The organism is Gammaproteobacteria bacterium (genome assembly GCA_011375345.1).
GTDB lineage: Bacteria > Pseudomonadota > Gammaproteobacteria > DRLM01 > DRLM01 > DRLM01.
The window spans coordinates 1-14,166 of the sequence record DRLM01000046.1; the positions used below are offsets into that span (position 1 = coordinate 1).

Below are 14,166 nucleotides of genomic sequence, written 5' to 3' on the forward strand. Positions count from 1 at the left end.
ACGCTGAGCGCCGGCAGCCTGACCCTCAGCAGCCCCAATGCTGCGGTATCGCTGCCCGCCCTGAATTTGTCCGGCATTCTGGACGTTACCAGCGGTGGTGACATCACCCAGAGCGGTGCGCTGACCGTGGCCGGTACCACCACCCTGAACGCCGGCACCAATGCCGTCACCCTCACCAATGCCGCGAATGATTTTCAGAGCACCGTCAACGTCACCGGTGGTGCGGTGAGTCTGGCGGACGCCAACAGCCTGGCTCTGGGCACGGTCAATGCCAGCAGTCTCAGCATCAACACACCCAACGCGGCAGTGGTACTGCCCGTGCTCAAGCTCGCGGGCGATTTGAGCGTGACCAGCGGCGGTCCGGTGAGCCAAAGCGATGCAGTGACTGTGGGGGGGGCCACTGTTGTCAGCGCCGGTGGCAACGCCATCACGCTGGATGCGGCGGGCAACGATTTTCAAAACACAGTAAACCTCAGCGGTGGCGCCATCGTGGTGGTGGACGCCAACGCCTTGACCCTGGGCTCGGTCACGGCCACTGAGCTGACGTTGCGCACGCCCACCGCCGCCCTGGTGTTGCCAGCCCTGAATCTACCCGGCGGATTGACGGTGGCCAGTGGCGGTGCGGTGAGTCAAAGCGGCGCGCTTACCGTGGTGGGTACCGTCTCCGTGGACAGCGGTGGACAGGCGTTGACTCTGGACCAGGCGGGGAACGACTTCAGCGCTGTGGCCGTGAGCAACGCCGCTGACGTGGTCTTGGTGGATACCAATGCCATTGAGCTGGCGGGGATCAGCAGCACCGGCACGCTCACCGTCACCGCCGGGGGAAACATCAGCGACAGCGCCCCCTTAAGCATCGCCGGTGACGCGGTGTTCACCGGCCCGGACGGGGGGGGAATTGCGCTGGATGAGGCGGGCAACACTTTCGCTGGCAAAGTGACGGTGGCCAGCAGTTCGGGTACCCTGGCCCGGCTCACCTTGGTGGACGGCACGGCGCTGGCGTTGCCCGCCTTGGATCTTTCCGGCGATCTGGACCTCAGTAGCGGCGGCGCCCTGAGCCAGTCGGGCCCCTGGCAGGTGGACGGCGTGACCCGCCTGAACAGCGCTGCCGGCAACATTACCCTGACCGAAACCGGTAACGCATTGAACGAACTTCACATCAGTGCGGCCGATGCAGCTACGGTTCACAACAATCGCGCGCTGGTCCTGGGCCCCGTCGATGTCCGGGGTGCGCTGGTGCTGCAAGTGCAGGGGGCGCTGCAGTTGCGCGATGCGGTCAATGCGGGTGGTGCAGATTGGTTCAGCACCGCTGCTGTCACGATGGACGCCGCCTCCCGCTTGCAAAGCAGCGCAGGGGCGGTGTCAGTGACGGCGCAAAATGACATCACCGTCTCCCGCATTGATGCCGGGGCAAATGCCGTGCTGCTGGTCACCAGCGGTGGCGCCATCGTGGGCCTGGACGGGGTGGTCGGCACCCACGTCAGCGGCGGCAGCGCCGATTTGCGCGCGGCAACCGGGATCGGTAACAGCACTGTGTTAAAAACCGCCGTGTCAGGCCTGAGCACCCAGGGGGTTGATGGTGGCACCCGGCTCGACAACACCGGCGTCCTCAATGTCACCGGCATGAGCCAAAGCGGCAGCGGGGACATCCGCCTCAGCAATGCCGGCGCCCTGACAGTGACGGGACTGCTTGAGGCGGCCCAGGGCAAGGTGGTGCTGAGCGCGGCCAGCCCCCTCACTGTGGGTGCCGCCGGGGTGCAGGCGCGCAGCGACATCGAGCTCAGCGCCGCCGCCGGGGCGGGCAGCGGGGACGATTTGACGGTTACCGGCGCCCTCAGCAGCAGCCAGGGCAGCATCACCTTGCGTGCCGACGATGCGGTGACACTGGCCGAGCGTGCCACAGCCGGGGGGGGCGCCATCACTATCGAGGCCGGCAACGGCGATCTGGCTCTGGGCCGCCTCAGCGCGCCCCGGGTGCTCCTCAGCGCCGGGCGCAACATCACCAGCGACGGCGTGGGCACCAATGTGACCGCCGGGGAACTCACCATCAACACCCCCCGGGGCTCCGCCGGCACTTTCGGCAGGCCCCTGGTGCTGGAAATCAGCGGCTTTACCTTGTTTACCGGGCAGCAGCTGTTCGTCAGCGGCAATCCGGGCCAGGTGGTATCGGGTACGCCGCTGGTGGATACCAATGCGGCCTTGGCGGACGTGGGCCGCGGGCAGAGCACCAGCGCACGGGGGGTGGGAGTGATCGACCCCGCCTTGTTCTCCGAGGCGCTAAACTTGTTCAATGTGGTGGACCCCGGGGTGCGGCTGCCGGCCGATCAGCAGGAAGACGAGCTGTCCGGCCTGATCCGCTGGCCGGCCTACACCTACCTTCCCCTGGACCGCCCCTTGCTGCTCATCGTCGGAACTGCGGAATGAATCTGGAAGAACTCAGGACATTGGGCCGCCTGCCCATCGCCGGAGACCGTCCCACCGGCGCGGACGTGCGTTATGAACCCGATTACGAACGCCTGGATGCCGAAATGGCCAAGCTGGAAAGCCTGGACGGCCAGCCGGTGGATTGGTCGGTGGTGTTGGATACCGCCACGGCTATTTTGCGCGAGCAGTCCAAGGACTTGTTGGTGGCCGCCCGTCTTGCCCGCGGCTTGTTCGAACGGCATGGCTATGAAGGTCTGGTCACCGGCTTGATCATCATCCAGGAGATGATCAAGCACTACTGGGACGATTTGTATCCCGCCGCCAGACGCGCCCGCGCCCGCGCCGGCGCTTTGAGCTGGCTGGCGGACACGCTGGCCGCTGTCTGCGCCCGCCGCGAGCCGGGCGCTGGCGACGAAAAGCCGTTGCTGGAGAGTCTCGCCACTTTGGGCGAGCTGGAAAACGACTTGGAGCAACGCATGGGTGAGCAGGCGCCCAGCCTGTTCGAGTTACGCCGCTTGTTCAAATCCTTCAAAGAGCAATTTGAACGTGAGGCCGCGGCGCCTGCTCCCATACCTGCTGCGCCGGCGGCATCGCCCGCCCAGGGCGCGCCGGCACCGCCGCCGGCCGCTCCGTCCGTGGCGGTTGCTGCGTCCAGCATCGACAACGACACCGAGGCAAACAAGGCCGTGCGCCAGTGTCAGGACCTGATGCGAAAATTGAGCGCCTATCAACGCCGCAGGAAACTGTCGGACCCGGTGCCCTACCAGGCCTTGCGGGTCGCGAGCTGGATGGGGATCAGCCAATTGCCTCCCGCCACCGACGGCGTAACCGCTTTGCGTGAAGTGCCGGTAGACAAGGTGCGCGCCTATGCCGGCTTGTTGGAAGCCGGGCGCTTTGAACCCCTCATTAATGAGGTGGAAAACAGCTTTTCCAGAGCGCCTTTCTGGTTGGATGCCCATCGTCTGGTGGCCGGTGCATTGGAAGGCTTGGGGGCGGAGTACGCCGATGCCAGGGCGGCCGTGGTGGCGCAGGTGGCAGCCTTTGTGCGCCGTTTCCCCCAGGTGGTGGAACTGAAATTTTCAGGCGGAACGCCTTTCGCTGATGAACTCACCCGCTTGTGGATCAACAAGGAGTGCCTCGCCGCCCCGGCGCCCCCGCCGGTCAGCGATGAATGCGACGGTCCCGGTTCCTCGCCGCCACCGGAAGAAGACCAATACCCGTGGCTCGCCGCCGCCGCTGAGGCCAGGCACCTGGCCGCCCGGGGCAAGCTGGAGCAGGGTCTGGTGCTGTTCGAGAACGGACGTCGCACCGCCCACGCGGCGCGGGAGCGCTTTTACTGGGATTTGGCCTTGGCAAAATGTTGCCTGGAGTGCGGCCAGGTCGCCCTGGCCGCCGCGCTGTTGGATGATCTCGACCAGCAGGCGGAGCGCTACGATCTGGAAGAGTGGGAGCCGGCCTTAAGTCTCGAAGTTGCCCGCCTGTTATTGCTGTGCAATGATAAATCCAATACTCAGGAAGGGGCCAAAAGGCTGGACGCGCCGAAGCGGCGCTGGTTGGCCCGCTTGTGTCGCCTGGACATTGGCGCGGCCTTGAAAGCGAAGCTGTAGAGCGGTACCAAAGCATTTGCAATCGCATTGTGCGTAATTTTGAATTGGTTTGCAGTTCATTGAACGGACAGGCCGGTTTCCATAAGGCCGCGGCATCATTTTGGTGGGGGGCATGAGGAAGAGTCGTTCCCGGCATTTCTTAAATCAGGAGTATTGATCATGGCCAAAGACGGTTCCATCGCGCCTAAAGAGCGCGTCAATATTGTATACAAGCCTGCTACCGGCGATGCCCAAAGCGAGGTGGAACTTCCCCTCAAACTGATGATGATCGGCGACTATACCCAGCGGGCCGACGATACGCCGGTGGAGGAGCGCAAGCCGGTCAGCGTCGACAAGGACAACTTTAATGATGTCATGCGCAGCATGCAGCTCAGCATAGACATCAACTGCCCCAACCGCTTGTCTGGTGAGGAAGGCGAAGAGCTGGCTATGAGCCTGCGGTTTGAATCGCTGAAGGATTTCGATCCGGAGAACGTCTTGAAGCAGGTGCCGGAGTTGAACCAACTGCTCGAATTGCGCCAGGCCCTGGTGGCTTTGAAGGGGCCTCTGGGTAATGTGCCGGCCTTCCGGAAGAAGATCGAAGCCACCTTGTCCGACGAGGGCGCAAAAGAAAAATTAATGAGCGAGTTGGGTATTGGGCAGGACGACTGACAATCTTGCCCGGCACGACTGCAGTTGTTTTTGAGGAAGGAGAGCAATTATGGCCGATGAACAAAGCCAGCAAGCCGGCGCCCAGGCTGCCGCGGAGGAAAGCGAGCTTTCCCTGCTGGATCAGATTATGCAGGAAACCAAGATGCGCCCCTCCGACGAGGGCTACGATGTTGCCAAGAAAGGCGTTGAGGCCTTCATCGGTGAACTCCTGGCGCCGCGCCACGGTGAGGAAAAAGTCAACAAGGACATGGTTGACCGCATGATCGCCGAACTGGACGCCAAGCTCAGCGCCCAGGCCGATGAAATTCTGCATCACGAGACTGTGCAAAAGCTGGAGTCGGCCTGGCGGGGTTTGAAGTTTGTGGTGGACCGCACCAACTTCCGCGAAAACATCAAGGTGGAGCTGCTCAGCGTTTCCAAGGAAGAGTTGCTGGAAGACTTTGAAGACGCACCAGAGGTCACCAAATCCGGTTTGTACAAGCACGTTTATACGGCGGAATACGGCCAGTTTGGCGGTCAGCCCGTGGGGGCAATGATTTCCAACTACGACTTTGGTCCCGGCCCGCAAGACATCAAGCTGGCGCAATACGTCTCCAGCGTGGGCGCCATGGCCCATGCCCCTTTTGTTGCCGCTGCGGGCCCGCAGTTCTTCGGCCTGGACAATTACGAAAAACTGCCCAACCTGAAGGATCTCAGTTCCATTTTCGAGGGGCCGCAATACGCCAAGTGGCGTTCCTTCCGCGAAACAGAAGACGCCCGCTATTTTGCCCTGACCATGCCGCGCTTTTTGTTGCGCTTGCCTTATGATCCGGATAACAACCCGGTCAAGGCTTTCAGTTACAACGAAGATGTATCCGCTTCCCACAACCACTATCTGTGGGGCAGCAGTGCTTACGCCTTCGCCACCCGCCTTACCGACAGCTTCGCCAAGTACCGCTGGTGTCCCAATATCATCGGCCCGCAAAGCGGCGGCGCGGTGGAGGATCTGCCCCTGCATCATTTCGAGTCCATGGGCGACATCGAAACCAAGATTCCCACGGAAGTGATGATTTCCGACCGCCGCGAATTCGAACTGGCCGAAGAAGGTTTCATCGGACTGACCATGCGCAAGGGCAGTGACAACGCCGCCTTCTTCTCCGCCAACTCGGTGCAAAAGCCGAAGTTTTTTGGCAACAGCAAGGAGGGCAAGGAGGCGGAACTCAACTACAAGCTGGGCACGCAACTGCCCTATATGTTTGTCATCAACCGCCTGGCGCACTACATCAAAGTGATTCAGCGGGAAAACATTGGCAGCTGGAAACAGCGGGGAGAGCTGGAAACCGAACTGAACAAATGGATCAAACAATACGTGGCGGATCAGGAAAACCCCTCGCCCGAAGTGCGCAGCCGCCGCCCTTTGCGCGCCGCCCAGATTACCGTGGAAGACGTGGAAGGGGATCCGGGCTGGTACCGCGTGTCCATGTCCGTGCAGCCCCATTTCAAATACATGGGGGCGAGCTTCACACTGTCGCTCAAGGGCAAACTCGATCAGTCGTAAGCCACGGCTATGGCCACTTTGATTTGCCTGCCAAAGCATGAGCGCTTTTGAAAGCAGCCTGCTGGAACGGATTGCCAGCGGCGAGAGTCACGCGAGTCTGACGCCGGATGCGTCGCGCGCGCGCCAGTCTGTGGTGCATCATTTGCGGAATATGCTCAACACTCGGCAGGGCAGCGCTGCTGCCCTGCCGGACTATGGCCTGCCGGATTTCAATGACGTGGTGTCGCGTCTGCCCGACGGCCTGAGTGAATACCGCAACGCCATCCGGTTGACCATTGAGCGTTTTGAGCCCCGCCTAAAACGGGTACAGGTGGTGCATGTGCCGGATGCTGATGACCCCCTGCGTTTGAAGTTTGAGATTTCTGCCTTGCTGGCCCTGGGCGATCGACATGTGCGCGTGTCTTTGCACACGGCTTTCGATGACGCCGGTCAGGTGTCGGTGCGGGAATAACACGGGTGAACTTCAACCGCTATTATCAGGATGAACTGACTTACCTGCGCGAGCTGGGAGAGGAGTTTGCCCGGGAAAACCCCAAGCTGGCGCCGTTCCTGGGGTCCCAGGCCGGTGATCCCGATGTGGAACGCCTGCTGGAGGGTTTTGCCTTTCTCACGTCCCGCTTGCGGCAAAAGCTGGACGACGAATTTCCAGAACTGTCCCATTCCCTTATCGGCCTGCTGTGGCCCCATTTCCTGCGCCCTGTGCCGGCCATGTCCATAGTGCAGTTCACGCCTTTGCCCCATGTGCTCACTGGCCGGCAGACCGTCCCCAAGGGTGTGGAGCTGGACAGTCGCGTGGTTGAAGGCACAGCTTGCCGTTTTCAAACCTGTTTTGACGTGGAACTGTTTCCTTTGGCACTCACTGCCGCCGAGCTGCAGGAATCTGCCGTCGGCACTGTGCTTAAGCTTCGCATCGAACTGCTGGGTGGCGTCTCGCTGCCGAAGCTGGAACTGCGCAGCCTGCGCCTGCATCTGTGCGGGCAGCCGGCCACCGCGATGAACCTGTACTTGTGGCTCACCCGTCATGTGCGGGATATCCAGGTCAAGGCCCTGGAGGGTGCAGAAAGCTTCGGCCTCAGTCCGGCTCAAGTGCAGGCGGTGGGCTTCCGGCCTGAGGAAGGCCTGTTGCCCTATCATGACAGCACGTTCATGGGCTATCGCCTGCTGCAGGAATATTACGCGCTGCCGGAGAAATTTTTGTTTCTGGATATCGGTGGTTTGGAGCCGGTGGCTGAGTTCGGGGTGGATTCTGGTTTCGAACTCGTCTTTCACCTGACCCGCCCCTGGGAAGAGGGGCTGCGACCGAAGAGCGAAAATTTCCGTTTGTTTTGCAGCCCGGTGGTCAATCTTCACAAACGTGACGCCGAGCCCATACGGCTGGATCACAAACAAAGCGAATATCGCCTGCGACCTGCTGCCGACAACCCGGCCCACTATGAAATCTATTCGGTGGACCGCGTCCAGGCCTGGGTCCAGGGCAGCGGTGAACGCTATGAGTACCTGCCTTTCGAGTCCTTCGACTTTGAAAAATCCACAGACAGCGGCTCACGGTACTACCGCACCCAGGTAAAACCGGCCGTCACCCGGCGCGGTGTTGAAACGTACCTGTCTTTTTCCGCCACCGAACACTCGCGTACCGCGGCAAGCGAATCAGTGGCCGTGGAACTGACTTGTACCAACCACAGCCTGCCCGACACGTTGCGCGCCGGCGATATCAACATGGCCACCGCCAGCACACCGCCTTTTGTCAGCTTCACCAATATCTCCCGGGTGACCACCTCCCTGGCGCCACCCCTGGAAGGCGGTCTGCAGTGGCGCCTGATTTCCAACATGGCACTGAATTATTCTTCGCTCGCCAGTGTTGAGGCCCTGCGGGTGGTGTTGGACGCCTACGATCTGCGCGCCCGGCTGGACCGGCAGGCACGGCGGGTGAGCCAGCGCCGCCTGGAGGGGATCGCCGCTGTCGACGTCCGGGCCATCGAACGTTTCCATCGCGGTCTGCCCGTACGGGGTTTGCACACCCGCCTGGATGTGCGTGAGAGCTGTTTTGGGGGAGAAGGCGATCTCTACCTTTTTGCCACCGTACTCAATGAATTCTTTTCCCTGTTTGCACGCATCAATTCCTTTCATCAACTGACCGTTCAGGGCATGGAGAACGGCGAGATCTACGAATGGCCGGCGAAGATCGGGCAACAAGCACTGCTGTAGGCTACGAATTGCTGAAAGAAGGGCGTCGTTACGGCTTTTTTCAGGCCGTGCGTCTGCTGCAGGCCCTCGGTGGCGGCGAGGCCGCGCCGGTAGGCGGTCTGGGGCCGGTGGCTGAGGAATGCCTGCGCTTTCGCGCCAATGCCAGTCTGGCTTTTCCGGCAGGTGATGTGGAGGCGGTGGAACACTGGCCGGACACCGTACCCGGACGGTACCGCCTCACGGTCAATTTCCTGGGTCTGTATGGCCCCTCGTCGCCACTGCCGGCTTTTTACACCGAAACGCTGATCCAGGAAGACGAAGACAACAATGGGGGCCGCCGCGACTTTCTCGATCTGTTCAATCACCGGCTGACAAGCCTGCTGTACCGCTGCTGGGAGAAGTACCGCTACGACGTGCAGTATACGCGGGAGAACGACAGGGTGTTCTCGCGCGTCCTCTATGCCCTGCTGGGCGTGGAAGCCCCCCCCCAGCGGGAAGCCTTGAACCTGGACTGGAACCGGCTGCTGTCGTTTTTGGGGGTGCTCAGCATGGGCTGCCGTTCCGCGGCGGTGCTGGAAGCCTTGCTGTGCCACTATTTCCCCGGGCAAAAGATTCGCATCGAGCAATGTGTGCCGCGACGGGTGAAAGTGCCCGAAGTGCAACGCTGTCACCTGGGCCGGCGCAACAGCACGCTGGGCAGCGATACCTATCTGGGCGGTGACGCCCGGGGGGTGCCGGATTTGAATGGGAAATTCCGCATCCGGATCGAATCCCTTGGCTACCGTGAATTCACCGCTCATTTGCCCGGCGCGGTGCACCACCGGGCCGTGCGCGACCTGTTGCATTTTGTGTTGTCCGGCAGTCTGGACTTTGATGTGGCGCTCACCTTGCAGGCGGCTGAGATACCGCGCCTGCAACTGAGGCCGGACAACCCCGGCCGCCTCGGATGGAGCGCCTGGCTGGGCCGGCCCCCGGAACAACTGTGCGAGGTGGTATTGTCATAGACAGAACTGGCCGGTCTTTGAACCCGGGCCGCGCCGTTGCACTGAGTGAGAAGCCAACATAAGGGGATTTTCGATGATTGATGTTGATTTGAAGGCACTGTTGTCCCACCTCAATCCCTATTGTTTGCGCGCGCTGGAAAGCGCCGCTGGCATGTGCATGTCCCGGGGCAACTACGAAGTGGCGCCATCTCATCTGATGTACAAACTGATGGATGATGCCAATGCTGATGTGCAGATCATACTGCGGCATTATGAGATCGAGCCCGCCCGTCTGGGGAAAGTCCTGCAGGCGGTGATTGAAGAAGCGCGCACGGGCAATAGCGGCAAGCCGGTGTTTTCGCCGCAGCTCATCGAATGGGTGCAGGCGGCATGGATGGTGGGGTCCATCGAGCACCGCTTGTCCAAAATCCGCTCCGGTGTCTTGCTGGTGAGCATGCTCAGCACGCTCAGCCGCTTCAGCCATGAAGCCTATGTTGATCTGTTGCGGGCCATTCCGGTGGATGAGCTGCGGCGTCAGTTCAACGACATCACCGCCGGTTCCACTGAAGAGCCGGAGTTGCCGGATGCGGAGGTGCTGGGCCTGGGGCCGGAGATGGGGTCCAGCGATACCGCGTTGGGGCGTTTCACCATCAACTTCACGGCGCGGGCCCGCAACGGCGAAATCGACCCGGTGTTTTCCCGCGACCGCGAAATCCGCCAGATGGTGGACATACTGGCCCGGCGCCGGAAAAACAACCCCATCGCCGTGGGCGAGGCAGGGGTGGGAAAAACAGCGGTGGTGGAAGGCCTGGCTTTGAAAATCGTGGAAGGCGATGTGCCTGACATATTGAGTGATGTCGAACTTCTGGGCCTGGATCTCGGGCTGCTGCAGGCGGGTGCCAGTGTGAAGGGGGAATTTGAAAACCGCCTGAAGTCGGTGATTGATGAGGTCAAAGCCAGTCCCAAGCCCATCATTCTGTTTATCGATGAGGCCCATACCCTGATCGGTGCCGGCGGCCAGGCCGGCCAGAACGACGCGGCAAATTTACTCAAGCCCGCCTTGGCGCGGGGGGAGTTGCGCACGGTTGCCGCCACCACCTGGTCGGAGTACAAGAAATATTTCGAGAAAGATCCCGCCCTGGCCCGCCGTTTTCAGCTGGTAAAGCTGGACGAGCCCAGTCCCGACGATGCCGTCACCATTTTGCGCGGCCTGCGCGACAGCTACGAGGCAGCGCATGGGGTGTATGTGCGCGATGACGCCGTCGATGCGGCGGCGCGCTATTCTGCCCGTTACATCTCCGGCCGGCAACTGCCCGACAAAGCCGTGGACGTGTTGGACACGGCCTGCGCCCGGGTGCGTATCAGCCTCAGCGCCAAACCGCCGCTCATTGACGACAAGGAGCGCCGCATTCAGATGCTGGAACGGGAGCTGGCGGCGGTGGAGCGGGATTTGGAAACCGGGGTCACGTCGGACGTGGAGGCGGCGCAGGAACTCCGGACTCTGATCAGCACAGAGCGCACCACTCTCAAAGAACTCCAGAGCCGCTGGGAAAAAGAAAAAGAGGCGGTGGCCCAGGTGGTGGGCCTGCGCCGGCAGCTGGCCCAGGCCAAGGAATCGGGCGAGGGTGATACCGCAGCGCTGCACGCCGCGCTGGATGCCGCCAAAACAGCCCTGGCCGCCGTGCAAGGTGATGAGCCGCTCATCCACTACGAAGTCGGCCCCGAAGTGGTGGGGGCGGTCATCGCCGACTGGACCGGCATTCCCCTGGGCAAAATGGTACGCGACGAAGCCGACTCCATTTTACGCTTTGGTGAGGTGCTCAAGGAACGCATCAAGGGGCAGGATCATGCCATAGACGCCATCCACCAGGGCTTGCGCGCCGCCAAGGCCGGGCTCAACAACCCCAACACGCCCATGGGCGTGTTCTTGTTTGTGGGTCCAAGCGGTGTGGGCAAAACAGAAACCGCTACCGGCGTGGCCGATTTGTTGTTTGGCGGCGAGCGTTTCATGGTGACCATCAATATGTCGGAGTTTCAGGAGAAACACACTTTGTCCCGCCTGGTGGGTTCGCCGCCGGGGTATGTCGGTTACGGCGAAGGCGGCGTGCTCACAGAAGGCGTGCGCCAGCGGCCCTATTCCGTGGTGTTGCTGGATGAAGTGGAAAAAGCCGATCTTGAAGTGATGAACCTGTTTTATCAGGTATTCGACAAGGGCACGTTGTCGGACGGCGAAGGACGCAACATCGACTTCAAAAACACCGTCGTGTTTCTGACCAGCAACCTTGCCTCCGATATCATTACCGAAATGGCCGGTGGCGACAACAAACCCGATCCCGCCGAGCTGATAGCGGCCATCCGCCCGGTACTCGCCCGTCACTTCAAACCGGCGCTGCTGGCCCGGATGGAGATCGTGCCATTTTATCCCATAGTCGGCGAAGCGCTGCACGATATTGTGGGCCTCAAGCTTGAGCGCCTGGGCCAGCGCCTGCGCGTTGCGCAAAAAATGGATTTCAGCTACGCGCCGGAAGTGGTGACGCAAATCGCCAAGCGCTGCACGGAAGTGGAAAGCGGGGCACGCAACGTGGACCACATCATCAACCGTACCCTGCTGCCGCGTATCGCTACCGAGGTTCTGCACCGCATGCAGGACGAAGCCATGCCCACTGCGCTGCATTTGGACATCGGAAAGAGCGGGGATTTCAGCTTTGAATTCAAAACCGCGGGGGCGGGAGTCTGAATGTGAGTGTCTCCCACGACCCGGTGGTCGCGCTGGAGGAGTTTACGCGCATCACCAATTCCCTGAACACCGAGCGGGATCTGCACCGCCTGCTCTCCATGGTGGTGACTGCCGCGCGCCGCATCACCCAGGCCGAAGCGGGGCTGCTTTATGTCTTGGACAGCACCAAACGTCATTTGCATGTGGAAGTGTTCGAATGTGACACGCTGGCTGTCAGGCCCGAGGCTTTTCCCGCCGTCAATCTGTTTTTGAATGACAAACCCAACACCCAGCGGGTGGAGGCCTATTGCGCCTTCTCGGGCAAATTGGTCAACCTGAACGACATTTACGCTTATACGGGGTTTGATTTTGCTGCCTTGTACGATTTCGATCGTGCCCAGGGCTATCACACCCGCTCCTTGCTGAGTGTGCCGCTGCGCAGTCACGACGCGGTGACCATCGGTGTGTTGCAGCTCATCAATCGCCAAGACGGCATCCAGCATCAGGGCGTGCCTTTCCCCTCCAGTTTGCATGAACTGGTCAGCGCTTTCGCCACCCAGGCCGCTGTCGCTCTGGAGACGGCCCAGCTCATCGAGCAGAATCAAAGGCTGATCGAAGCGCTGGATCACAGCAACCGGGAACTGGTGGAGGAAAACGAACGGTTGCGGCACAAAATCCAGACCCGCTACGATTTCTCCCAGATCGTGGGCCATGGGGCACGCATGCAGCAGGTATTCTCTTTGCTGAAAAAAGTATTGCACTCCGATGCCACGGTGCTGCTGCGCGGCGAGACCGGCACGGGCAAGGAACTCATCGCCCGTGCCATCCACCACAACAGCCCGCGCAGCAGCAAGGAACTCGTCATTCAAAACTGCGCCGCCCTGCCGGAAAATCTTCTGGAAAGCGAATTGTTCGGCTACAAGAAAGGGGCCTTTTCAGGGGCCGTCACCGACAAAAAAGGGCTCATCGAGCAAGCCGACGGCGGCACCTTGTTTCTGGATGAAATAGGCGATATGCCCATCGGCCTGCAAGCCAAGATCCTGCGGGTACTGCAGGAAAAAGAAGTGCGGCCTTTGGGCGCCTTGCAGAGCAGGCGCGTCAATGTGCGGATTGTCGCCGCGACCCATTGCAACCTTGAGGAAAAAGTGCAGGCAGGTGGTTTTCGCGAAGACCTCTACTACCGCCTCGCCGTGTTTCCACTGGAGCTGCCGCCTTTGAGAGAGCGGCGGGACGATCTGCCTGCCCTGGTGCACTACTTCGTCGCTCACTTCAGTCAGCACTACGGCAAGAAGATCAGCAGCGTTTCGCCCAAGGCCTTCGACGTTATGATTCAGTACGACTATCCCGGAAACATCCGGGAGCTGCGCAATATCATCGAGCGAGCCGTATTGTTGTGCGAAGACGGTGGCAGCCTGGTGCCGGAGCATTTTCCCGCCACTATGCAGGGGACTGCCAGCGCTGGCGCGGATGCTGCGCCCGCTCATGCTCTGCAAAAGGGCAGCCTGAAAGAACACCTGCAGGCCTTCGAGAGGCGGATTTTGCGCGAAGCCCTGGAGAGTCATGGCTGGAACCAGACCCAGACGGCAGAAGCGCTGCAGATCGGCCGCCGCACGCTGATCGAGAAAATGCAGCGCTACGAACTCAAGCGGCCGCTGTGACAGTCCGCGCCGTGCACGGTAAAGGCACGACGGGGAAAGCGAAGTTCTTTTTTCCAACCCCCGCTGTCGGGGATTCCTTCCGCATACTGTCAACAAGGGCTATAACGCCACTTTGGCACTCAGTCCGGAATGTGCCGGTCCCCGCGCATTCAGACCGGTGGTTTGTGCGGTGAGCTGCGCACTTTTTCCTGGGTGGCCCCTGCGTTTTCACTTATCCCAAAGGAATATCAAGAAAAAACATCACTTTATTCTTGCCAGCCAGACCTGGCACGGTTCCTGTAGCGGTTTGAGCAACTGTCTGCCGCACGGTGTGCGTGGCAGGCGGAGCCGACAGGGGATTACCAGCTACAGGAGAACAGACCATGCCTACTCCAGCTTACATGACCATTGAAGGGGCCAACCAGGGCCT

The 14,166-nt window shown here is 61.0% G+C and carries 8 protein-coding genes; all 8 read left to right on the forward strand.

Features of this window, described 5'->3' with window-relative positions:
* Window positions 1–2,417: 2,417 nt before the first annotated feature.
* Window positions 2,418–4,028 (forward strand): type VI secretion system protein TssA, encoded by a 1,611-nt coding sequence (gene tssA / locus ENJ19_03430; protein ID HHM04777.1) that lies wholly within the window; start codon window positions 2,418–2,420, stop codon window positions 4,026–4,028.
* Window positions 4,029–4,187: 159 nt separating this feature from the next.
* Window positions 4,188–4,679 (forward strand): type VI secretion system contractile sheath small subunit, encoded by a 492-nt coding sequence (gene tssB / locus ENJ19_03435; protein HHM04778.1) that lies wholly within the window; start codon window positions 4,188–4,190, stop codon window positions 4,677–4,679.
* A gap of 49 nt (window positions 4,680–4,728) precedes the next feature.
* Entirely contained in the window at window positions 4,729–6,216 is a 1,488-nt protein-coding gene (gene tssC, locus ENJ19_03440; protein ID HHM04779.1) for a type VI secretion system contractile sheath large subunit, read from the forward strand.
* A 37-nt stretch (window positions 6,217–6,253) separates the two neighbouring features.
* The gene (gene tssE, locus ENJ19_03445) at window positions 6,254–6,667 is read left to right on the forward strand and encodes a type VI secretion system baseplate subunit TssE (GenBank protein ID HHM04780.1); all 414 of its coding nucleotides are present in this window, start codon (window positions 6,254–6,256) and stop codon (window positions 6,665–6,667) included.
* On the forward strand, window positions 6,664–8,421 hold the full coding sequence (gene tssF, locus ENJ19_03450) for a type VI secretion system baseplate subunit TssF (protein HHM04781.1): 1,758 nt from the start codon (window positions 6,664–6,666) through the stop codon (window positions 8,419–8,421). The genes tssE and tssF overlap by 4 nt, the downstream gene beginning before the upstream one ends.
* Window positions 8,385–9,404, forward strand: coding sequence for a type VI secretion system baseplate subunit TssG (tssG, locus tag ENJ19_03455; protein ID HHM04782.1), 1,020 nt, complete (start codon window positions 8,385–8,387; stop codon window positions 9,402–9,404). The genes tssF and tssG overlap by 37 nt, the downstream gene beginning before the upstream one ends.
* A 73-nt stretch (window positions 9,405–9,477) precedes the next feature.
* Window positions 9,478–12,120 (forward strand): type VI secretion system ATPase TssH, encoded by a 2,643-nt coding sequence (gene tssH / locus ENJ19_03460; GenBank protein ID HHM04783.1) that lies wholly within the window; start codon window positions 9,478–9,480, stop codon window positions 12,118–12,120.
* Window positions 12,121–12,122: 2 nt separating this feature from the next.
* Window positions 12,123–13,757 (forward strand): GAF domain-containing protein, encoded by a 1,635-nt coding sequence (locus tag ENJ19_03465; GenBank protein ID HHM04784.1) that lies wholly within the window; start codon window positions 12,123–12,125, stop codon window positions 13,755–13,757.
* Window positions 13,758–14,166 lie beyond the last annotated feature (409 nt).